Source organism: Promicromonospora alba, assembly GCF_042654905.1.
Lineage (GTDB): Bacteria > Actinomycetota > Actinomycetes > Actinomycetales > Cellulomonadaceae > Promicromonospora > Promicromonospora alba.
On sequence record NZ_JBHSFI010000004.1, the window covers coordinates 778,851 to 801,048 of the forward strand.

Here is a 22,198-nt window from a genome sequence, read left to right on the forward strand (position 1 = left end):
GGGCGGACATGAATGCCGGCGATTGATCCCGAGCTGATCCCTGGCGCGAACCTGGATCCGGACGCGGTGGACGATGCCGCGTACAGCCTCCGGGCAGATGCGCTGGCGGTCCGGGACGCAGGTGTCGACGTAGTCGGTGCGTGGTACGGGTTGCGGGCCGACTATCAGGCGCCGGAGGCTGACCGACTTCTGTCCGCGTTGGACCCGGTGCGGTCCGATACCGCCACGCTCGGCGATGACCTGGAGCAGGTCGCCACAGCGCTGGGCCGCTTCGCCCAGGACCTGCGCGCGATCAAGTCGGCCTTCGACGTCGTGCGCGCTGATGCGTGGACCTTCCACGCGCGGATCGCTACCAACCCGGAGTGGGAGTTCGACCCGGAGCTGGTGGCGCAGAACACGACGCTGCTCGGGCGGGTCAACAGCGTGCAGGTGCAGCTGTGGGACGCCGAACGGGAGTGCGCCAACGCGATCCGCGCGATCGACTGCCTGGCCCCCTGGAACGCGGGAGTCAGCGACGGCCCTGCCGACCCGAATGCGTTCGGGCTGACCGAGATCCCCACCGAGACGGCGATGCCATGGGGCGCACCGGTGGAGCAGAAGGAGCACTGTCCCGCTTCAGCGGTCACATCAGTGAGGTCGGCTGTGTGGGACGGGTTCGCCAAGGACGTCGTCGGCGAGGGTTTCTTGGGCCTGGGCGGCCTCATCGGCCTGGACGAGCACGGGTTCAGCACCGAGACGTTCACCGCCACGTGGGGCGGGATGGGCGCGTTGATCGGCCGCGACCCGGCCTCCGGCCAATGGTCTTGGGGAACGGCCGGCGACGCGTGGCTGGAGACGGGTAAGTCGCTCGTGGCGTGGGACATGTGGGAGGAGGACCCTGCACGTGCGTTCGGCACGGCGGCGGGCAACATCCTGCTGGCGGTGGCGACTCTGGGCACCGGCGCCGCGATCAAGGGTGTGGCGACCGCGGGCCGGACCGGACAAGTCCTGTCAGCCACGATGCAGGGCGCCCGGATCCTGGGTAACGCGATGGACCCGATAGCGGTCCTGCGCGGCGGCACGGCGCTGGTGTCCACGACCCGTGCCGCGGGTGTGACGGCAGGTCTGAGCGCAGGGTTGCGCTCTCTGTCGCAGATCGAGGTGCCGGCCGTCACCCAGCTCTCGAACGTGCCCGAGCCCGCGGCAATGAAGGGCAACGACATCCCAGCCCGGATGGAGACGCCGTCGGTCGAGAAATACACGACCGACAACGGTCACCTGAGCTCGGTGAACCATGTCCGCGAACCGGTAACGGTCGGCGCGGCGCAGGGCGGGTACGGACCAGAGGGCTCTTTCGGCACCGGCGGGGACACGGTGATCGACGGTGGGAACGGCCAGCCGTACGGAGGGTTGTCGGACGGGGATGTGTCCGGCGGCCACGTGCCGGACGGCGGTATGGCGGACGGCGGTATGCCCGACGGCGATGCACCAGGCGGCGACCGTCCGGACGAGGACTGGGACGGTGGCGACCGGGACGCAGACGACCCGGACCCCGCCGGTCCCGGTGACGAGCCGGCGACGGGGAGCTCTGATCATGACGAGTCCGGGTCCGGCAGCGACGGAGGGGACCGTTCTGGGCTCGGCGACGACCCGATCGCATGGGAGAACCCCGACGAGGGCGTCTCCCTCACCGAGAGCCAGAAGGCGGCCGCGGACGAGTATCTGGCCACGAGCAGGCAGATCGAGCCGCGGATCACGCAAGACATGCAGGATCTCGCCGCGGAGCATCCTGGCGCCCGGCTCGAGGGCCTCGACTACCGGCTCAAGAGTGAGGACTCGTTCTACCGCAAGCTTGCGACCTCGATCAGCGAGCAGCCCTTCAAGCCCCTGGACGATCTACTCGCCGATATGAAGGACTCCGTCCGGTACACGTACCTCGTTGATCCGAACGACTACGCCCACTCGACGCAGGCTATTATCGACGACCTGAACAACCGAGGTTTCGAGCCGTATAAGAGCCTCAAGAACACATGGCACCAGCCTGGCTACCAGGGGATCAACAGCAACTGGGTAGATCAGTCCGGACGCGTCATAGAGGTCCAGTTCCACACCCCGGACAGCTTCGATGCGAAGATGTCGACACACCCGTTGTACGAGGAGCAACGAGCACCAGACACGACGCCGGAGAGAGCTGAGGAACTCCAGCGTCTCCAGGACGAGATCTTTGACAACGTGCCCCGGCCAGAAGGCGCTTCCGAAATCACGTGGCCGGACCACCACGCCAGCGAAGTATCCTCAGAGAGCGCTCCTGATTTCGACGCAGGTGCGAGGATACGAGACCTGGCAACAACGGTACCGAATGGGTCAGAGACTGCACTGCATGCAGGATCGGCGGATCCGTCAGTGCTGAAGTCGGTGTTTCAGCGTGAGTATGGGAACCTGCTCGAGGTGAATGCCCCTAGATTTGCCCAGGGAGTATCCGGATTTGACCATAACTGCACTCGTTGTGTCGTAGCGGCAGACGCCACTCTGGGGGGCGCGCCGTCATCCGCGATGCCGTCGGACGGCAGCCCGGCGTCGGATGTCTCGACAGCGCTCGGCGGCCGGTGGAGGTCGGTGCGCGGGTACGACTCGATCGTCTCCCGGATGAACGCCATCGGCGATGGCGCACGTGGCGTTGTGCTGATCGACCGGGGCCCTGGGAAGGTCGGGCACGTCTTCAACGTAGTCAACGACAAGAACGGTGTTGTATTTCTCGATAGCCAGTCGGGAACTTTTGCAAAACTCGAGAAATTTCACCAACTATTCTTTCTCAAATCCGAACGGGAGTGGTAATGGTGATCACGAAGGAAGAAGCCCGGCAGGTCGCCGAGCGAGCACTCAGGGAACTCGAGGCCAAGTCGGGAAAGCGGATGGCAATTTTTGACGGCGAGTTCGGAGTCCCAGGCATCGTCGATCACGACGATGTGTGGATCGTGAACTGGAACACGGCAGACTACCTGCAGTCCGGCAACGTGTTCGACCAGTTCCTGGCCGGCCCTATTGCTGTCCCAAAGAATGGTGATGAGTTTGTCGTTCTTGGAACCGCCGGTACAACCGATCAGGAACTTGATCGCTGGCGAGCGCAGCGGTCGCGACCTGCCGCCAAATTCTACTTCTCCTACTATGTACGCCCCGACGGAACCCGCCTCGACACAGGCCTCTTCCGACGCCAACGCGAGGACGACATGACTGGAGACGCGGTCTTCAAGAGTGACGGAAAATGGCATTTCACGATCACGATTGAGAGGTCACTGAAGGGGTTCAATGACACCGACCTGCGGGAGGTCTCAGAAGCCGACGCTCGTCAACTCCTCGAGAAGAACTTCGGTGCACCGGGTTCCGAGCTCTACGCCCCGGTGGTCGTCGATGGCAGTCACGATTCGACGCCCCAATGAACGAACATAGGGACACATATGCCCCGTGAGATCACCATGCTGATGCCACGCATGGTCACCGAGGATGACCTGATGGACAGCCTGCAAGCCGTCGACCCCGCGCTGCGCGTCCGCTGGACCGTCGACGGCGCGATCATCCAGGTCGTCGACAGCGACCAACAGGTCGCTCTGTCCATGGAGCAGCAGTCCGCCCTCGGGTCACCGCACGAGATCTGGCGCCTACTGCCCGGACATCACGTGGCCAGGTCTGTGGCCGACCCTGAACATCGAGTCTCCCCGGACGCCCAGCCCGTGTGGATCCAGGCGTACGCGCCCTGGGACGAAGCCGGAGCGACCGGCGTGCGGGTGTGCCAAGCGCTGACAGACCTGGTCGGCGGTACCTGCGTGTCGCAGGACGGCCGTCGATGAGCACCGCCCGACCTGGGCCCCAGCCACCCCGCTGAGAGATTCGTCCAGAGAATTCGCCCGACGTGCCAGAATCTTTCAAGCCACGACATACCCGGCACATCGGAACCACAGCCGGAACCAGGGGGAAGGCGCCACCGTGACAGGACATGCCGCGATCGGCTCGTGCGGCACCTGCGGTGCGGTGCTCGCGCCGGGTGCGACCCGGTGCGACCGGTGCGAGGCGCCGGCCGTCGGTCCCCGCCCGGTCACGTCCGGCCTGCTGGCGAGCCTCGCCCCGGCGTCGAGCAGCGACCGGACGCTGGCCGTCGCCCTCGACCTCGGACTCGTCGTCCTGGCGGCCGTGCCCGTCGTACTGGGTGCCGTCGGCGTCTGGCCGCCAGCGGTCGCCGTCCCGTTCGGCCTCGTCCTCGTCGCGGGCGTCGCCATGCTGCTGGTGCGGACCTTCCGGCAGAGCGGCGGGACGCCCGGCGCCCTGCTGACCAGGACCCGCTACGTGGACGCACTCGTCGGCACGCCACCCGGACCGGGCCGCTGGCCGGGTGCCGGGGTCGCGTCGGTCCGCCTCGCGCAGCGCCGTCCGACGCCGCCGGCACCCGTCGCGACGTCGGCTCCCCCTGCGGCATCGGCTCCCCTCGCGACGTCGGCGCCCGCCCCGGCAACCCCTGCGACCCCCGCACCAACCGCGCAGACCCGGCCCCAGCACGCCCCCGTCGCAGTCCTGACCGACGGTGCCGAGCGCATAGTGGTGGCGAGCACCGCACTGCTCGGCCGCCGCCCCCGACCCCAACCGAACGAGGAGGTCGGCGCCGTCGTGGAGCTCACCGATCCCACGCGTTCCGTCTCGTCCACCCACGCCCTGCTCAGCTGGGACGGCGCCACGCTGTGGCTCGTGGACCGCGGCTCCACCAACGGCTCCTGGGTGGTGCGAACCGACGGCACGCGGCAGCGCGCCGAGGCCGGCCGCCCCGTCGCCGCTCCTGCGGGCGGCGCCGTACAGCTCGGCAACCGCACGTTCCGCGTGGAGGCATCGTGACCACGACCCAGATCCTGCTCGGAGAGGTGGCCACCCATGGCGCGTGATCCGGACAGACAGCTGCTCGAATCCGTCGAGACCCGTCGCGCACGCCTGATCTCCGCCTTTCTGCACGGGGACCTCGCCGGCCGGCGGAACGTCTCCGACAACGTCAAGCGCTTGGTCGGCAGCATCGTGCTCGCCGCCGTGGCGTGCGCCGGCTGTGCCGGGTACTCGTTCGTGAACAACCTCGGAGGACTGGGCCAGTGAGCCGCTTCACCCGCGTCACGGTGGTGGGCTCCGCCCGCCGCGGCGACATAGTGCTGCCGTCCGACGAGGAGCTGGCGGTACTGCTCCCACAGATCCTCGACCTGGTCGCCGAACCGCCCGGACAGGGAGCAGTCACCCTCGTGCGGCACACCGGGGACCAGCTCGACGTCTCCCGCGACCTCGATGCCCTCGGCCTGCCGGACGGCGAGATCCTCCGGGTCGTCCACACCCAGGACGCACCGCCGCCCGCCGAGATAGCCGACGTCACCGAGGCGGCGACCGACGTGCTCGCCGGTCTGCCCGGCAAGTGGGACGAACGTGCCCGCCGTGCCACCGGGGCCGTCGGCGTCGGCCTGATCGCCGGCGCGGCCGGGCTCGTCCCCGCGTACGACGCCGGGCCGGACAGCGCCGCCGCCGGGATGCTCGGCATCATCGTGCTGGTGCTCCTGGTCCTCAGCGCCACCGCCCCGCGCGCCCGCAGCCGCCGCGAGCGCGGCGCCTGGCTCCGGCTGGCGGCCGGCTCGGCGGCGACGGGCCTGGGCCCGGCCCTCGGCCTCGCGGTCGCCGCGCTCCCGCCCGTGGCGGACCTGGTCGGCCCCGTCCCGGACAGGGCGGCGCTCCAGCTCGCCGGGATCGTCGCGTTCGCCGTCGCTTGCTGCGCGCTGTGGGCCGCCGGCGTCTCCCACCGCAGCCGGGGGATGCTCGCCGGCGCGGGAACCGGCATCGGCCTGGTCCTCCTGGCCTCGGTCCCGGTCAGCTTCGACCTCGGGTCCGACCGGGCCGCGGCCGTCGTCGCAGCGGTCGCCGCGATCCTCCTGGGGGTGCTGCCCGCCGTGGCGCTGAACACGTCGGGCGTGCACCGCCTGGACGATGCCACGCTCGAGGGCGACGCCCCTGACCGGCAGGTGGTGGTCCCCTCGCTGGAGGAGGCCTACCGTGCCCTGACCTGGACGACCGTCGCCACCGGGATCGCGCTCGCCTTCGCCGCGGCGGTCCTGCTCTCCACCCCGACGGGCTGGGCGCGGCTGCTCGGCGTCGCGGTGCTCCTCGTCGCGGCCCTCCGCGTGCGTCCGCTGCCGCTCACCGCCCAGGTCGCGTCCCTGTGGGGCGCGGTGGCGGCCGCGACGGTCATCGGCACCCTGGCCGCTCTGGGTGAGCACCCCACGCTCACCGCCGCCGTCCTCGGTGTCCTGGCCCTGCTCGTGACGTTCATGGTGTCTCGCACGCCGAACGCGCAGCAACGGGCGCGCTGGCGCAGGGCCGGGGACGTGCTGGAGCTGTTCGCGATGCTGGTCGTGGTGCCGGCGGTGCTCGGCGTGTTCGGTGTCTACGAGCTGCTGCTCGGGGTCTTCTGATGGAGTCCGGCACCGCTGAGACGTTCCGTGCCGTCCTGCGCGGCGCCGGCCGGTTCGCCCAGGATGCCGCCGCCTGGGACACCGCCGTGCGCGCGCCGGTGGGCACCAGCCGGCGCATCACGTTCCTGGCGGCCGACGGCGGCACGGGGACCACCACTCTCGCCTCGGCAGTCGCCCTGACCCTCGCGCGGCGGCGCACCGGGCCCGTCCTGGCGCTCGACGCGGCGGGCGGGCCGTCCGCCCTGCGCACGCGCCTGGGGGTCGACGACGCCCCGACCCTGGACGACGTCGCCTACGGCGCCCCCGTCCGATCCCTCGCCGACGCCCGCGAGGCCACGCGCGAGGCCCGGCCCGGCCTGCACCTCGCCGGGGCGTCCGGCTGGCCTGCCCATCTCTCGGTCTGGACCGATGCGGCGGCGGCTGTGGGGCGGTTCTTCGAGGTGGTCGTGACCGACGCCGGACGGCGCACCCCTGACGAGGCCGCTCGGCTCGCCGCCGAGTCGCACGTGACCGCCGTCGTCGCCCGGACCGACGCCGGGGCGTTCGCCGCCGGCCGGACCCTCGCCGACAGCGTCCGGGACGAGCTCCCGCACGCCGCGGTGGTGCTCGTGCTGGTCGGGGTCGCGCCCGTCGAGCCGCCCTTCGTGCACAGCGCGCGGCCCGGGTCGCTGGCGGTGCCGCACGACCACGCCGCGGCACGGTCGCTCGGCACACCCCTGCCGCAGCTCGACGCCCAGACCCGCGCCGCCGTCGCGCAGACGGCCGCGCACCTGCTCACCGAGGCGAGGACTGCATGACACAACGGATCGTGCACCGCCCCGCCCGTACCGTGCGCCCGCTCGCGGCACCGCCGGAGCGCACCCTGGCCACCCCGCCGGCCGTCGGCAGCGGCAACGTCGCCGGGCTGCCCCTGCAGGCGCTCCTGCCGCTGGTCGGCGCGGTGTCGTCGATGACGATGATGCTGGTGCTGCGCAACAACCCGGTGATGGTGCTGGTCGCGCTCGTCGTGCTGGTCGTGGCCCTGGTCGGCGGGCTGGGCACGGCGCTCAGCCAGCGCGGCAACGCCACACGTGCCCGACACGACCAGCGCGAGCGCTACCTGGACCATCTGGAGACGCTGCGCGCCGACCTGCGCACAGCAGAGCATGCGGCCCGTGCCGAGGCGCACACTGTGCACCCGGCCCCGGAAGCGCTGCTCGACGTCGTCCGCGACCCTGCCCGGTTGTGGGAACGGCGGCGCTGGGACCCGGACTTCCTGGAGGTCCGCGTGGGCGTCGGCGACGTGCCGCGTCCCGGTCTGACGATGCCGCTCACGGACAGCCCGGCCGAGCCGCCGGACCCCATGCTGCTCGCCGAGGCGCGGAGCGTCGTGGACCGCCACTCGCGTCTGCGGCACGTCCCCGTGGTGGTCCCGCTGGACAGCGTCGGCGACGTCGCTGTGGTGGGCACGCGCGCGGAGACCCTCGACGTCGTGCACGCGATGCTCGCCCAGGTCGCCGCCCTGCACGCCCCCGACGACGTGCGCGTCGCCCTGGCCGCCCCACCGGACCGGCTGGCCGACTGGCGCGGGGTGGACCTGCTGCCCCACGTCGTGGACGACACGGCCTTCGACGGGCCTGCCGCCGTACGACGTGTCGCGCCCGACCTGGCCGGCCTGCGCCGGCTGCTGACCGCGGACCTGCAGGGCCGCGCCGCGCGCGCCGCGGAGGCACACCGACGGTCGGGGCCCGGGGCGGCCGACCGAGGCCCGCGGCTGATCGTCGTCGTCGACGGGTGGGGCGAGACCGCCCAGCCTTTCGGCACCCCCGACGTCGCACTGGGGCTCGCGGACCTCGGCATCACCGTGATCCATCTCGTCTCCAACCGGCTGCACGAGCCCTCGGAGACCGCACTGCGCATCACTGCGCGTGCGACGGGCTCGCCGGGCAGGTCCGACAGCGACGTCGAGCTCGTCGTCGACGACCTGCGGTACGGCCTGGCGGCCCAGACGCCACCCCCGGTCCGCGCGGCACCGGACGCCCCGAGCGCCGCGGTGCTGCGGGGGATCGCCCACGCCCTCGCCCCGGTGCGGCTCAGCCTGTCGTCCGCCGACGGTTCCCCGTCCGCCGGACGCGCCGCGCGCACGGACGAGCTCCTCGGCGTCGACTCCGTGACACAGCTGGACGTCGCCGCGCTGTGGGGCCCGCGGTCGCCACGGGACTTCCTGCGTGTGCCGATCGGCACGGACGACGAGGGTGCGCCCGTGCTGCTGGACCTCAAGGAGTCCGCTCAGCTCGGCATGGGGCCGCACGGCCTGTGCGTGGGCGCCACCGGTTCCGGCAAGAGCGAGCTGCTGCGCACGCTCGTCGCCTCCCTCGCGGCGTCCCACCCGCCGGAGGACCTGGCGATGATCCTGGTGGACTACAAGGGTGGCGCCGCGTTCGCGCCGTTCGAGGGCCTGCCGCACGTGGCCGGGATCCTGGACAACCTGGCCGACGACGCCGGGCTGACCGAGCGGGCCCGCGCGAGCTTCTCCGGCGAGGTGCTGCGCCGCCAGCAGGTGCTGCGCGACGCCGGGTCGCCGTCGATCACCCACTACCGCGAGATGCGGCGCGAGCGCCCCGACCTGGAACCGCTGCCGCACCTGCTGCTGGTCATCGACGAGTTCGGCGAGCTGCTCACGGCGGAGCCGGAGTTCGTGGACCTGCTGCTCATGATCGGCAGGATCGGTCGGTCCATCGGTGTACACCTGCTGCTGTCGAGCCAGCGGATCGAGGCCGGGCGGCTGCGCGGCCTGGAGACGTACCTGTCGTACCGGATCGGGCTGCGGACCTTCTCGGAGGCGGAGTCGTCGATGGTGCTGGACACCCCCGACGCGTTCCACCTGCCGGCGGTTCCGGGGTTCGGGTATCTCAAGGTCGACACGAGCGTGTACCGGAGGTTCCGCGCGGGGTACGTGTCGGGCCCGGTCGAGGCGGCCGGCTCGGTGCCGGAGCCGGACGACGAGCTGCGCCGTCCGCTCCTGCTGGGGCAGTACAACGACATCCGGCGAGCCAACGGGATCGCTGCCGCCGGGTCGGGCGTCGGCGAGCCGGAGCTGGCCAGGCCGTCGGTCGAGAAGCCGATGGTCGACGTCATCGTCGCGCAGCTCGCCGCCGCGGGCGCCCGGGCGCGGCCGGTGTGGCTCGCCCCGCTGCCCGCCCAGGTCACTCTCGGCAACGTGCTGGGCCGGACGCGCGTACCGACGTCGGACGAGCTGGGGAACGCCGCGGTACGCGGCCGCCCGCTGGCCGTGCCGGTCGGGCTGCTGGACGACCCGGCCCGCCAGCGTCAGGAGACGTGGGAGCTCGACCTGACCCGCGCGGGCGGGCACGTCGTCGCGCTCGGCGCACCGCAGTCCGGTCGGACGACGTTCCTGTGGTCGGTCGCCGTCGGCCTCGCGCTCACGCACACCCCGCAGCAGGTAGCCGTCTACGGGATGGACCTGGCCGGCGGCGGGCTGGCCCGCATCGAGGGGTTCCCGCACGTGGGTGGCGTCGCTACCCGGTCCCGCCGGGACCAGCTGCGGCGGCTCCTCGAGGAGCTGCTCGGCATGCTGGCCACCCGCGAACGGGTGTTCGCCCGGTACCGGATCGACTCGCTGGCGATGCTGCGCGCACGGCACGCCACGGGCGGGATCCCGGAGCTGCCCGCGGCGGACGTGGTGCTCCTGGTGGACGGCGTGGGGCTGCTCCGCCAGGACTTCGAGGAGCTGGAGGAGGGATTCGGCGAGCTCCTGCAGCGCGGCGGCGGGTTCGGCATGCACGTGGTCGTGGCGACGGGGCGCTGGAACGACCTGCGGTCCGCGCAGCAGAACCTGATCGGCACCAAGGTGGAGCTGCGGCTCAACGATCCCGCGGACTCGACGATCGCGCGCAAGCTCAACGGCACGATCCGGGCCGCGCAGGCGGGCCGGGTACTGACCGACGACAAACTGTTCGCGCAGGTGGCGCTCCCGCTGCTGGGGACACCCGGCGGCTCGGAGCAGGCCGGCGCGCCCGTGGGCGACGGCGTGGAGGCGCTGGCGCGGCTCTCCGCCGAGGCGTGGGCGGGCCCGGCCGCACCGCCTATCCGGATGCTGCCCGACGACCTGTCGTCCGACGATCTGCCGGATCCGCTGGACGAGCCCGACCGGCTGCCCTTCGGGCTGCGTCAGGACACCATGGAGCCGGCGCTCCTGGACCTCGAGAACAGGGACCAGCACCTGCTCGTGCTGGGCGACTCGGGCAGCGGCCGGACGACCCTGCTGCGCACCCTGGTCACGGCCCTGACCGACCGGAACACCACTGACGAGCTCACGCTCGCGCTGTACGACATGCGGGGTTCCGTGGCCGACGTCGTCCCCGACGACGAGTACATCGGCGGGCTCGCGACCAACCCCGTCAAGGCTCTCGAGCTGTCGGCGACCGTGGCCGTCGAGCTGGAGAAGCGGACGCAGTCGCTCGGCAGCGCGCCGCGCGGAACGGGGGTCGAAGGCCCCCGCATAGTGGTGGTGGTCGACGACGAGGACATCCTCTCCTCGGGCGGCACCGATCCCCTGCGACCCCTGCTCCGCTACCTGCCCGCGGCGCGCGACCTGCGCCTGCACGTGATCGTCTCCCGCCCCGTCGCCGGTGCGTCCCGTGCGCTGTACGACCCGGTGCTGCAGGCCCTGCGCGACATCGGGGCCAGCGGGTTCGTCATGTCCGGTGAACGGTCGGAGGGGCAGCTGTTCCCGGGCGTCCGCGCCGAGCATCTCCCGCCGGGCCGGGGCGTGTGGGCCCGGCGGGGCGAACGCCCGGTGCTGGTCCAGGTGGGCCGCCCGTGGCTCCCCGCACCCGCCACCGCGCCGCCCGCCACCACGACAACCGATGGGAGCAACCGTGCCTCGTGAGATCGTCATCCTGGCGCCGCGCCCGGACACCGCCCTCAGGTCGCTGCCGAGCTGGACCGAGGCGCACGCGCCCCTGACCGAGGTGGGCGAGCTGGGCAACGCCGTGTGCGAGTCGATCACGCGACACGTCGGCGGTACCTGCGTGGTCCAGGACAACACGTACCGGGACGTCCCGTGACGGCCCGGCCGGACGATCTCGCCGCGCAGCAGTGGCTCGCGGCCGACCTGGGTCCGCGCACCGCGCGAGTCGTCGTCGCGGGCGTGGCGGGCGGCGTGGGCACCACCACGCTCGCCGCGCTCGTCGCCCGGGTCGTCGCACGAGCACGGCCGGGCCGCGTCGCCCTGGTCGACCACACCGGTGGCACGCTGGCCGAGCGCGCGGGCAACCCGCCGGGCGCTTGGGCATGGGCGGCGCCCAGCACGGCTCAGGTCTCGGTCGAGTGCGCCGGAGCCACCGCGCTGCTGCCGGGCGAGACGCCCTCGCGCGCACCGGGCGCCGTGCCGCTCGTGGTGGCGCCGTGGCACCCGGAAGGGCTGCGCCTGGCGCAGCGGGCGGCAGCCGGACTGCCTGGCGCACTCCTGGTCGCGATCGACACGACGTGGCTGCACCGTAGGGCCCGCCAGGTCCCCGACGACCTGGGGCTGCCGTACGACGTCGCGCTCACCGCGCCCGGTGCCGTGCGCGACGACCTCCTCGGCGCCCCGGCCCGTGACGCCGTCCTCGCTGTCGCCGTCGAGGCGCTCGCGCGGGCATATGCCGCCGGCAGCAGGACGGACCGGAGCCCGCTGGTGTCCGGACCGATCAGATAGCGGGGCACGCCGCCGCGGCTCTGGCCAGCACACTTGACTCACTACCCCCATGGGGTATCTGATGGGGTGATGACCGAGGCGATCGAGACCACCCACTCGCATGACGAACCGCACGGCTACGCGTCCGACAAGCCCGCGTACCTCAAGCGGATGCGTCGTATCGAGGGGCAGGTGCGCGGCATCGCGCGCATGATCGACGAGGACGTGTACTGCATCGACGTGCTCACCCAGGTGAGCGCCGTGACGAAGGCCCTGCAGGCGGTAAGCCTCGCTCTGGTCGAGGATCACCTGGGGCACTGCGTGGTGGACGCGGCCAAGACGTCCGACGACGAGGGCGCCGCCAAGGTCAAGGAAGCCGCCGAGGCGATCGCTCGCCTCGTCCGCATGTGAACACCCATCAGCTGCGTGCCGACCAGCCCGCCATCCGAGGAGAAGACATGACCACTGTGACCAAGCTTGCCGTGACCGGAATGACCTGCGGGCACTGCGTGTCCGCCGTGACCAACGAGCTCAAGGGCGTCCCGGACGTCCAGGACGTCAGCGTCGAGCTGCACGCAGGCGACACCTCGCTGGTGCGCGTGATCTCCAAGCTGCCCCTGGCCGAGGCGCCGCTGCGGGACGCGGTGGACGAGGCAGGCTACGACGTGACCGACGTCGAGGTGCTCGAGAACGCGGTAGCCGCCGAGTCGGCGGCACAGGCCCCGGCCCGCCAGGCGAACCGGTCGCTGCCGATCATCTCGTCCTGACCCCACTCCCAGGAGAACTGTGACTGTCGTTGAAGCGCCGCATCTCGTCGGCGAGGTCGAGCTCGCCGTGTCCGGGATGACCTGCGCCTCGTGCGTGGCCCGGGTCGAGCGCAAGCTCAACCGGCTGGACGGGGTCGCCGCCACCGTGAACCTGCCGCTGGAGTCGGCGCACGTCGTGCTATCGGAGGCGGTCACCGACCAGGACCTGGTCGACGCCGTCGAATCGGCGGGGTACGGCGCGCAGGTGACGCGGCGGCGGGCCGCGAACGGGTCGAGCACGTCCAAGGACACGGGGACCGACGGCGAGCCGGGCGCCGGGACCGGCGACGAGCCGGACGCGACCCCGGCCGTCGGCGCCGAGTACCGCGGCGACGACCTGCTCCGCCGGCTGCGCGTCTCGGCGGCGCTGACGGTCCCGGTGCTGCTGCTGTCGATGGTGCCGGCGCTGGCGTTCCCCGGCAGCGAGTGGGCGGTCGCCGCTCTGGCGCTGCCCGTGGTCGCGTGGGGTGCCTGGCCGTTCCACACCGCCGCCGTGCGAGCCGCCCGGCACGCGAGCTCCACCATGGACACGCTCGTGTCCATCGGCGTGCTCGCGGCGACCCTGTGGTCGCTGTGGGTGCTGGTCGCCGACACGTTCCGACCTGCGGGCGACGGTGCAGGCCCCGGCCTGTACTTCGAGGTCGGCGCGGTGGTCACCACGTTCCTCCTGGCCGGACGGTACGCCGAGCACCGGTCGCGGCGCCGCGCCGGGGACGCCCTGCGCGCCCTGCTGAGCCTGGGCGCCAAGGACGCGGAGCGCATCACGCTCGGCCCGGACGGCACACCCTTGCGCCTCGCCGACGGCGGCTGGCGCACCGCTGCCGTGCCCGTCGCCGCCCTGCAGGTCGGGGACGTGTTCGCGGTCCGCCCCGGCGGCACGGTCGCCACGGACGGGACGGTGGTGGAGGGCACGTCCGCCCTCGACACCTCCCTGGTCACCGGCGAACCGGTGCCTGTCGACGTGGCGCCCGGCGACGACGTCGTCGGCGGAACGGTGAGCACCTCGGGACACCTGCTCGTGCGCGCCACCCGCGTGGGCGAGGACACGATGCTGGCGCGTATCGGGCGGCTCGTGGCCCAGGCGCAGACGGGCAAGGCCCCCGTGGCGCGGCTCGCGGACCGCATCTCCGCGGTGTTCGTGCCGGTCGTGCTCGTGCTGGCCGTGCTGACGCTGGTCGGCTGGCTGGCCCTGACAGGCGACGTCGAGGCGGCGTTCACCGCCGCCGTCGCGGTGCTGATCATCGCGTGCCCCTGCGCCCTCGGCCTGGCCACGCCGACGGCGATCCTGGTCGGCACCGGCCGCGGCGCCCAGCTCGGCGTGCTGATCCGTGGGCCGGAGATCCTGGAGAGCACGCGCCGCGTGGACACGGTGGTGCTTGACAAGACTGGCACCGTCACCGAGGGCCGCATGCGGGTGGTCGACGTGTGGGGCGCCGGACGATCCACGGTGGCCGAGCCTGTCGAGGCCGACGCCAACCACCTCACCGACGCCCCGGACGTGCTGCGCTACGCGGCCGCCGTCGAGTCCCTGAGCGAGCACCCCATCGCGCGGGCGATCACGGCCGCGGGACGCTCCGCCGGCGAGCCGGAGACCGGGACGCCGCTCGAGGTCACGGGCTTCATCGCTCACGCGGGCGGCGGTGTCGAGGGCCTCGTCCGGCGCGCGCACTCAGGCCTCGCCCTGGGCGGCGCGCTGAACACCCGCCGCGTCCTCGTGGGCCGCCCCGCCTGGCTCGTCGAGCAGGGGGTGACCGTCCCGGAGGAGGTACGTACCGCCGTCCGGCAGCAGGAGGAGGCGGGGGCCACCGCGGTGGCCGTGGCCTGGAACGGGGCCGCCCGCGGGGTGATCGCGCTGCGCGACCCGGCCAAGCCGACGTCGGCCCGGGCAGTGGCGGAGCTCCAGGAGCTGGGCCTGCGACCGTACCTGCTGACCGGCGACTCGGAGGGCGCCGCCCTCGTCGCGGCGCGGGCCGTCGGCATCCCCGACGAGGACGTCATAGCCCGCGTGCTGCCCGCGGACAAGGCCACGGTGGTGGCCCAGCTGCAGGCCGAGGGCCACACGGTGGCGATGGTGGGCGACGGAGTGAACGACGCCGCCGCGCTCGCCACGGCCGACCTCGGTCTCGCGATGGGTACCGGTACGGACGTCGCGATCGAGGCGAGCGACATCACGCTGGTCCGCGGCGACCTGCGGGCCGCCGCGAGCGCCGTACGCCTGTCCCGGAAGACTCTGCGGGTCATCAAGCAGAACCTGTTCTGGGCGTTCGCGTACAACGTCGCGGCGATCCCGCTGGCGGCGGCGGGCCTGCTCAGCCCGATGATCGCGGGCGGAGCGATGGCGGCGAGCTCGGTGCTGGTGGTGCTGAACTCCCTGCGCCTGCGCCGCGCCGAGTAGGTCGGCCACCGGCTCAGCGGAAGCGGCGGCCCTCGTCGTTGCGGTAGGCGACGATCGCGAGCACGACGAACAGCAGCGTCCACCCGGCCAGGACGGGGAGCGCCAGGGCGTAGGCCTCCGCGCCTGTCGTGGCCTGCACCAGCAGGTCACGGCCGGCGCGGGTGGGCGTGGCCATCGAGATCGCGTCGAGCCAGCCGGGGAACATCTGCGGCGGCAGGAACAGCCCGCCCGCGAAGGCCAGCGGGAACAGGATGATCTGCACGACGGGCAGCGCCGCCTTGGCCGACAGGGCGTACCCGATCGCCATGCCCAGCAGCACGAACGGCACCGACACGGCGAGGATGGTCCCGATGCCGGCGAGCAGCTGCCCGGGTGTCACAGTGGCCGACGTGAACAGCCAGCCGATGATGATCAGCGGCAGCACGCCGAACAGCGAGAAGATCCCGCCGTTCAGCACGCGGGCCACCATCTGCGGCCCGGGCCCGGTGGGCAGCGACCGCAGGAACGGGTAGAACGGCAGCTGCCGGTCCTCGGCCACGCCGAGGCCGTAGGTGAACAGGCTCGCCGAGCAGACCGCGAACAGCGCGAGGCTGGCGACCGCGGTCGTCGCGAACAGGGGGTTGCCCGCGACCGCCGTCTGCGGCACGACGAAGAAGAACATCGACAGCGACGGGAACAGCACGTTCCCGAGCACCGCGATGGGGATCCGGACGGTCTCCAGGAACTGGTACTTCAGGTGCAGCCAGGACAGCTTCAGGAAGGGCTGGGTGTGCCCGCTGCCTGTCCCGCTGCCCGACGTCGTCGTGCTCGCCACCGCGCTCATCGGACCGCTCCTTGTGTCGCCTCGTGGTTGACCAGCTGGCCGAACGCTTCCTCCAGGGACGCGCCCCGGATCTCCAGGTCACGGAACTCCGCGCCGGACGTGACGAGCTCGCGCACGAAGACGTCCGAGTCAGGGACGAGGCGCTCCTGCCGCTCCCCGGCGGCGTCGGTGAACTGCACGCGGCGGGCGCCGACCCGGGAGAGGATCGTGTCGAGGGAGTCGTCGGCGAGCACCTTGCCGTGGTCGATGACGACGACCCGCTCGGCCAGGGCCTGCACCTCCTCCAGGTAGTGCGAGGTGAGCAGCACCGTCCCGCCCTTGGCGTGGTACTCCCGGATGGCGTCCCACAGCGCGGTGCGGCCGGAGACGTCGAGCCCGGTGGTCGGCTCGTCGAGCAGCACGACGCTCGGGCGGCCCACCAGGGACATGGCGACGGCGAGCCGCCGCTTCTGCCCGCCGGACAGCGAGCCGGTCTGGCGCTTGCCCAGGTCGGCGAGCCCGAACTGCTCCAGCAGCTCGTCCGTGGGTACGGGGTCGGGGTAGTGGCCACCGACGAAGTCGACGACCTCGCGCACCCGGAGCGTCGCGGGCAGTCCCGTCTCCTGCGGGGTCAGGCCGAGCACCGTGCGCGCCCGGGCGTCGCGCGGGTCGCGGCCGGCCAGGCGCACCACCCCGGCGTCGGGCCGCCGCTGGCCGCTGACCAGCGACAGCAGCGTGGACTTGCCGGCCCCGTTGGGGCCGAGCATGCCCACCAGCTCGCCGTGCCCCACCTCCAGCGAGACATCGTCGAGGGCGACGACGTCGCCGAAACGCCGCGTCACCCCCCTCACCTCTACCGCACTCATCCCTGTGCTCCCTTCAGAAGGTCCATCAGCGCCGCCTGGTAGTCCGCGAACGCGGTGCGGCCGGTCGGGGTGAGGGCCAGGTAGGTCGCAGGCGTCCTGCCCTCATGGGTCTTGGTGACGCGCACGTATCCGGCGTCCTCCAGCTTGCGCAGGTGGGTCGACAGGTTCCCGGCGGTCATGTCGAGCAGCTTCCGCAGCTTCGGGAAGGCCAGCTCGTCGCCGGGGCCGAGGGCCGCGAGCGAGGCGACCACGCGCAGGCGGGCGGGTGCGTGGATGACGGGGTCGAGCTCCTCAGGCATCCCGCCCACCGCCCTCCGTCCGCACTCCGGTCCCGGGTGATCGACGCCGCGCGCGGATCACCTGCTCCACCGCGACCATGGCCAGGAACCCGCCGCCGCCCGCGGCGGCCATCACGAGGTAGGTGTTGGGCATCCCCGCGAACGCGGCGAGCACCGCCGTGACCAGCATCCAGCCGCCGATGGCGTACATCCGGAGCTCCTCGAAGAGCATGCCGCCCGCGAGGTACAGGAGGCCGACGATCACGCACGCGAAGCCGTTCCCGGCGATCGCCTGGACCTCGAAGGACGCGCCTGCGTCGCCCATGGCGCCCAGCAGCACGCCGTAGGCCACGAACGCGAGGAACCAGGTCCAGCCGTACATCGCGCCGACCCGGGCGCTCGCACCGCGCGTGCCGGACGTCCGGGTGATGCTGTGCACGACGGTGAGTGCCGTCGCGCCGACGATGCACCCGGCGAGCACCCAGCCGGCCCAGGCCGCGGGCACGCCCGTATCGCGGGCCGTGGACCACATGGCCAGGTAGCCGATCAGCCACGCGAGGCCCCAGCCCCCGAACAGCACGCGGCCGTCGGGTTCGGTCGCGTCCCGCGCCACCTCCTGCTGCTGCCGGATCATCCGCAGGATCTCGGCGGGTTCGAGGCCCGCCGCTTCTCCCTGGCCCTCAGGCCTGTCCGACGTCGGGTCGCTCGCCATGGTGGGCTCCTCGCCTCTCAAACTGGTTTGTACTGCAAACCAGTTTGTCAGTGTCGGCGATGAGGCGCAAGGGGTTTAGCGCGAGCCAGCCGATCAGGCGGAGGCAAGCAACGCAAGATCCTCGTTCGGCGCGAGCGCACGGGCGCGCAGGATGTGCGAGGCGGCCGCAAGCAGGCGTGCGTCAGCGTCGTGCGCCTGTATGACGACGCCGAGCTTCTCGGCGAACCAGTCCGACACAGCCGCCCACGAGTAGAGAGACGCTTTGCCGGCGCCGACGGCGGCGGGGAAACCGCCGGGCCCTCGGCGCCCAGCAGCAAGGAGCCTGACGGACTCGTGAGTCCGTCCCGAGCGCTCGGCGATCTGGCCGAGCGTGAGCAGGTCCTCTTCCTCGATCGCGACCGGACGCAAACCGGCTCGGACCGTGTCGTGAACGGCCGACACGATTGCATCCAGCAGTCGGGGAGCCTCCCTGGTCACAGCGATGTACCCATGACCATTCTCGGAACCCGGGGAGCTGTCGTCGAGCCCTGCCTCGAACAGCCTGTCATAGTCGTCGTCCGACAGGTCGCGATCGAGGATCATCGTGAACTCGTACATCGGCATGTCAGCCCTCCTCGTCGTGCAGATGCTTCGTCACGAACCTGACCAGGCGTCGCGCGTGGTTGTCAGCACTCCGAGGCGTTGACCAGATCGCCTCGGTCGCATTGCAGGTCGCACACTCCAGCGCGCCCCAGCGGTGCCCTTTGTGATCGGCAGCACTTCAATGTTGTGCGGCAAGTCTCCAAGCACGGCGTTTATCGCGTTCTTGGGATGGCGACCTGCGCTCACCATCTCGATGAGCCTAGCTTGGCTGTTGGAAATTTCCAACACTCATCGAACATTGCTGACATCCCCCTAGAGCTATAGGTTGTGTATCGGTCAAGGATTGCTACAAGTTGTGATCCGTTGTCGACTATCAACACCGTCCTGTCGCCGAATGGCATCCTTAGGAGCGGTTTGTTGCATATACGCAACGGCACCTGGCAGCAGATTCCAGCCGAGCTACGGCCTTCGCGTCCCGGGCTCCTCCTATGCTTCCGGGATGCGACTCACCGTGGTGGGGTCATCCGGGTCCGTCCCTGGCCCTGACTCGGCCTGCTCGTGCTATCTCGTGGAACAGGACGGTTTCCGGCTCCTGCTCGACCTGGGCACCGGCGCCGTCGGCCCGCTGCAGCGGCATGTCGCACCGGCCGACGTCGGCGCCGTCGTCGTCACGCATGCCCTCGGTGACCACTGGGCCGACCTCGTGGAGCTCGGCTACCTGCGCACGCTGCCCGACGCCGGACCCGCGCCGCCGCTCCCCGTGCACGGGCCGGCGAACCTCAGGCCGGTCGTACGGGAGGAGAACCCGAGCGTGTACGCCTTCACCACCATCTCGCCGGGCGAGCGCCGGGTAGGTCCGTTCGCCCTGCGCTTCGCCGCGGTCGAGCACATCGAGCACAGCCATGCCGGCCGGGTCGACGACGCCCTCTGCTACACGGGCGACACCGCCGCGTGCGCGGCCCTCGACGAGCTCGCCGCGGGCTGCGAGGTCCTGCTCGCGGAAGCGTCCGGAGTATCGGGCCTGCTGCGTGGCGGCCATCTCACCGCGGCGGACACCGGCCGGCTCGCCGCCCGGTCCGGCGCGCGACGCCGGGATTAAGCCTGGAGACCGCCCGTCCCGCGCGATAGGTTCCCGGCGTGACGGATGACGAGAAGAAGACCACCCAGCCCGGCGACACGACGGACACCCCGAAGAAGCCCGAACCCACCGACGACCTCGTCACCACGCGGCACACCCTGCACACCCCGCAGGGCGACCTGGACTACTCCGCCACGACCGGCCGCGTCGTGCTGCGTCAGGAGGTCCACAAGGACGAGAAGTACGACGGCCGCAAGCCCAAGGCCGAGGTCTCGATCACGTACTACACGCTCCAGGACACAGACGTGACGCGCCGCCCCGTGACGTTCGCGTTCAACGGCGGCCCTGGCTCGTCGTCGGTCTGGCTGCACCTGGGGCTGCTCGGCCCGCGCCGGGTCGACTCGGGCGACGTCGGCGACCTGACCCCGCCGCCGTACGGGCTGGTCGACAACCTGGAGACACTGCTGCACGTCTCCGACCTCGTGTTCATCGACCCGGTCTCCACCGGCTACTCGCGGGCGACCGAGGGCGAGCAGGCCAAGCCGTTCCACGGCTTCACGGGCGACCTGGAGTCCGTCGGCGAGATCATCCGCCTGTGGACGAGCCGCAACGACCGGTGGATGAGCCCCAAGTTCCTCATCGGCGAGTCGTACGGCGGCACCCGCGGGGCGGCGCTGGCCGAGTACCTGCAACAGCGCTTCGGGATGTTCTTCAACGGCGTCATGCTGGTCGCTCCGGCGCTGAACCTGGAGGCCCTGTTCGACGGCGAGCACTCCAACCTGCCGCATCCCCTGTTCCTGCCGCTCTACGCCGCGACGGCGCAGTACCACGGCCTCCTCGGCGACCGCACGACGGACGACGTCGTCGCCGAGGCACGGGACTGGGCGGAGACGTACGCCTCGGTCCTGGCCCGCGGAGCGCGCGTGCCCGACGACGAGCGCGCCGCCGCCGTCACGAAGATCGCCTCCCTGACCGGGCTCAGCGAGGACTACGTCGACCGTGCCAACCTCCGGCTCGAGCACACCCGTGTCTATGCGGAGCTGCTGCGCTCGCGCCGCCTGGTCACCGGCCGCCTCGACACCAGGTTCACCGGGCCGGCCGACCACTACATCCACGAGCAGATGCCGTACGACCCGTTCATGTCCGCCACGTCCGGGCCGTACACCGCAGCGCTGCACCACTACCTGCGGGGCGAGCTGGAGTACGAGAACGACGCGATCTACGAGGTGCTGTCCCGCCAGGTGCACCCCTGGTCGTACAAGGAGTTCGAGGGCCAGGCCGTCGACGTCGCCGACAAGCTCGCGACAGCGATGATCATCAACCCGCACCTCCAGGTGCACATCGCCATGGGCCGGTACGACGGCGGCGTCCCGGTCGAGGCCATCGAGTACAGCCTCGACCAGATGGCGATCCCGGCGTCCTACCGCGACCGCATCGAGACCCGGGTGTACCCGGCGGGCCACATGATGTACATCCACCAGGAGTCCCGGGTGGCGCAGGCAGCGGACCTCGCGGACTTCGTCAGGCGCGCCTCGATCCGCTGATCGATGGTCGGCAGAACGTCAGGTGATCGGCATCTCGAGCTGCCGATCACCTGACGTTCTGCCGACCAGCTGACGAACTCCCAGGACCAGCAGCTAGGTTTCCGAACGTGAGCGTCATCGAGCAGCCAGTCTCCAACCGTCGTGTCGCCGCCGAAGTCTGGATCGTGCTCGGGCTCAGCCTGGGCCAGTCGGCGGTCTACGCGCTCGTCAACATCGCGGCCCGCCTCACAGCCGACACGCCGCTCGCCGAGCAGACCGCCACGCTCAACGCGAGCCAGTCCGAACGCCCCTACCTCGACCTCGTCTACCAGCTGCTGAGCATCGGGTTCGCGCTGGTCCCGGTGGCACTGGCGCTGTACCTGCTCAGCGGGCCGGGCCGCAGCGCGGTCCGCAGCCTCGGCCTCGACCGGTCCCGTCCGGCCCGCGACCTCGGCTGGGGCGTCGCCCTGGCCGCGGCGATCGGCATCCCGGGGCTCGCGTTCTACGTCCTCGGGCGCGCGCTCGGCATCACCGTCGAGGTGCAGGCCAGCGCCCTGGACACCCACTGGTGGACCGTCCCGGTGCTCCTCCTCAGCGCGTTCCAGAACGGGCTGCTCGAGGAGGTGATCGCCGTCGGCTATCTCTACGAGCGCACGCGGGAGCTCGGCTGGAACCGCGTGAAGTTCATCGTGGCCAGCTCGCTCCTGCGCGGGTCGTACCACCTGTACCAGGGCATCGGACCGTTCATCGGGAACGTGGTGATGGGCGTCGTCTTCTCGTGGTTCTACACGTCGCCGAGGTTCCAGCCCGACGGACGGCGCCGCGTGATCCCGCTGGTCGTCGCCCATACGCTGCTCGACGTCGTGGCGTTCGTCGGCTACGCCCTCGTGCCCGCGGAGTGGCGCGAGGCCCTGGGGATCCGCTGATCCCGGGCAGGGCAACACGAGGGACTTCGCCGACCTGACCTGACCTGACACCTGACCCGTCCTGGAACGAACAGGTGTCACTACTGCTC

Annotated in this window: 21 protein-coding genes; 16 read left to right on the forward strand and 5 right to left on the reverse strand. The window is 71.6% G+C overall.

Annotated features, from left to right (window positions below; translation table 11 throughout):
- The first annotated feature begins 12 nt into the window (after positions 1-12).
- From ACFO6V_RS14440 to ACFO6V_RS14500, 13 genes are all read left to right on the forward strand, one after another.
- Positions 13-2,814, forward strand: coding sequence for a toxin glutamine deamidase domain-containing protein (locus ACFO6V_RS14440; RefSeq protein ID WP_377136472.1), 2,802 nt, complete (start codon positions 13-15; stop codon positions 2,812-2,814).
- Positions 2,814-3,416 carry a YrhB domain-containing protein gene (locus ACFO6V_RS14445; RefSeq protein ID WP_377136475.1) on the forward strand — a complete coding sequence of 201 codons (603 nt, stop codon included), beginning with the start codon at positions 2,814-2,816 and terminating at the stop codon, positions 3,414-3,416. Before ACFO6V_RS14440 ends, ACFO6V_RS14445 begins: the two co-directional genes overlap by 1 nt.
- A 72-nt stretch (positions 3,417-3,488) precedes the next feature.
- Positions 3,489-3,824, forward strand: a complete 336-nt coding sequence (locus ACFO6V_RS14450; protein WP_377136477.1) for a hypothetical protein — start codon at positions 3,489-3,491, stop codon at positions 3,822-3,824.
- A 136-nt stretch (positions 3,825-3,960) separates the two neighbouring features.
- The gene (locus ACFO6V_RS14455) at positions 3,961-4,857 is read left to right on the forward strand and encodes an FHA domain-containing protein (RefSeq protein WP_377136479.1); all 897 of its coding nucleotides are present in this window, start codon (positions 3,961-3,963) and stop codon (positions 4,855-4,857) included.
- Positions 4,858-4,893: 36 nt separating this feature from the next.
- Positions 4,894-5,106 carry a hypothetical protein gene (locus ACFO6V_RS14460; RefSeq protein WP_377136481.1) on the forward strand — a complete coding sequence of 71 codons (213 nt, stop codon included), beginning with the start codon at positions 4,894-4,896 and terminating at the stop codon, positions 5,104-5,106.
- The gene (locus ACFO6V_RS14465; protein WP_377136483.1) at positions 5,103-6,461 is read left to right on the forward strand and encodes an EsaB/YukD family protein; all 1,359 of its coding nucleotides are present in this window, start codon (positions 5,103-5,105) and stop codon (positions 6,459-6,461) included. The genes ACFO6V_RS14460 and ACFO6V_RS14465 overlap by 4 nt, the downstream gene beginning before the upstream one ends.
- On the forward strand, positions 6,461-7,258 hold the full coding sequence (locus ACFO6V_RS14470) for a MinD/ParA family ATP-binding protein (protein WP_377136485.1): 798 nt from the start codon (positions 6,461-6,463) through the stop codon (positions 7,256-7,258). Before ACFO6V_RS14465 ends, ACFO6V_RS14470 begins: the two co-directional genes overlap by 1 nt.
- Positions 7,255-11,352, forward strand: coding sequence for a type VII secretion protein EccCa (eccCa, locus tag ACFO6V_RS14475; protein WP_377136487.1), 4,098 nt, complete (start codon positions 7,255-7,257; stop codon positions 11,350-11,352). The genes ACFO6V_RS14470 and eccCa overlap by 4 nt, the downstream gene beginning before the upstream one ends.
- Positions 11,342-11,530 carry a M14 family metallopeptidase gene (locus ACFO6V_RS14480; RefSeq protein ID WP_377136489.1) on the forward strand — a complete coding sequence of 63 codons (189 nt, stop codon included), beginning with the start codon at positions 11,342-11,344 and terminating at the stop codon, positions 11,528-11,530. Before eccCa ends, ACFO6V_RS14480 begins: the two co-directional genes overlap by 11 nt.
- Positions 11,527-12,162 (forward strand): hypothetical protein, encoded by a 636-nt coding sequence (locus ACFO6V_RS14485; RefSeq protein ID WP_377136491.1) that lies wholly within the window; start codon positions 11,527-11,529, stop codon positions 12,160-12,162. The genes ACFO6V_RS14480 and ACFO6V_RS14485 overlap by 4 nt, the downstream gene beginning before the upstream one ends.
- 69 nt (positions 12,163-12,231) lie before the next feature.
- On the forward strand, positions 12,232-12,552 hold the full coding sequence (locus ACFO6V_RS14490; protein WP_377136493.1) for a metal-sensitive transcriptional regulator: 321 nt from the start codon (positions 12,232-12,234) through the stop codon (positions 12,550-12,552).
- A gap of 47 nt (positions 12,553-12,599) precedes the next feature.
- Positions 12,600-12,908 carry a heavy-metal-associated domain-containing protein gene (locus tag ACFO6V_RS14495; RefSeq protein ID WP_116673181.1) on the forward strand — a complete coding sequence of 103 codons (309 nt, stop codon included), beginning with the start codon at positions 12,600-12,602 and terminating at the stop codon, positions 12,906-12,908.
- Positions 12,909-12,927: 19 nt separating this feature from the next.
- On the forward strand, positions 12,928-15,342 hold the full coding sequence (locus tag ACFO6V_RS14500) for a heavy metal translocating P-type ATPase (RefSeq protein WP_377136495.1): 2,415 nt from the start codon (positions 12,928-12,930) through the stop codon (positions 15,340-15,342).
- A 13-nt stretch (positions 15,343-15,355) separates the two neighbouring features.
- Here ACFO6V_RS14500 and ACFO6V_RS14505 read toward each other — a convergent pair whose 3' ends face one another.
- The 5 genes from ACFO6V_RS14505 to ACFO6V_RS14525 form a co-directional block, all read right to left on the reverse strand.
- A complete protein-coding gene (locus ACFO6V_RS14505) occupies positions 15,356-16,165 on the reverse strand; it encodes an ABC transporter permease (protein ID WP_377136497.1) in 810 nt (269 codons plus the stop codon).
- Entirely contained in the window at positions 16,162-17,010 is an 849-nt protein-coding gene (locus tag ACFO6V_RS14510; protein ID WP_377136498.1) for an ABC transporter ATP-binding protein, read from the reverse strand. Before ACFO6V_RS14510 ends, ACFO6V_RS14505 begins: the two co-directional genes overlap by 4 nt.
- Positions 17,007-17,309, reverse strand: a complete 303-nt coding sequence (locus ACFO6V_RS14515) for a transcriptional regulator (protein WP_377136499.1) — start codon at positions 17,307-17,309, stop codon at positions 17,007-17,009. Before ACFO6V_RS14515 ends, ACFO6V_RS14510 begins: the two co-directional genes overlap by 4 nt.
- Positions 17,302-18,000, reverse strand: a complete 699-nt coding sequence (locus ACFO6V_RS14520) for a hypothetical protein (protein ID WP_377136500.1) — start codon at positions 17,998-18,000, stop codon at positions 17,302-17,304. Before ACFO6V_RS14520 ends, ACFO6V_RS14515 begins: the two co-directional genes overlap by 8 nt.
- A gap of 93 nt (positions 18,001-18,093) precedes the next feature.
- A complete protein-coding gene (locus tag ACFO6V_RS14525; protein ID WP_377136501.1) occupies positions 18,094-18,603 on the reverse strand; it encodes a hypothetical protein in 510 nt (169 codons plus the stop codon).
- Positions 18,604-19,081: 478 nt separating this feature from the next.
- Here ACFO6V_RS14525 and ACFO6V_RS14530 point away from each other — a divergent pair, with 478 nt between their 5' ends.
- The 3 genes from ACFO6V_RS14530 to ACFO6V_RS14540 all read left to right on the forward strand — a co-directional run bounded on the left by ACFO6V_RS14530 (position 19,082) and on the right by ACFO6V_RS14540 (position 22,109).
- A complete protein-coding gene (locus ACFO6V_RS14530) occupies positions 19,082-19,681 on the forward strand; it encodes an MBL fold metallo-hydrolase (protein ID WP_377136502.1) in 600 nt (199 codons plus the stop codon).
- A 38-nt stretch (positions 19,682-19,719) separates the two neighbouring features.
- Positions 19,720-21,204 (forward strand): S10 family peptidase, encoded by a 1,485-nt coding sequence (locus ACFO6V_RS14535; protein WP_377136503.1) that lies wholly within the window; start codon positions 19,720-19,722, stop codon positions 21,202-21,204.
- Positions 21,205-21,311: 107 nt separating this feature from the next.
- Complete coding sequence (locus ACFO6V_RS14540) at positions 21,312-22,109, forward strand: CPBP family intramembrane glutamic endopeptidase (protein ID WP_377136504.1); 798 nt, start codon at positions 21,312-21,314, stop codon at positions 22,107-22,109.
- Positions 22,110-22,198: the final 89 nt, after the last annotated feature.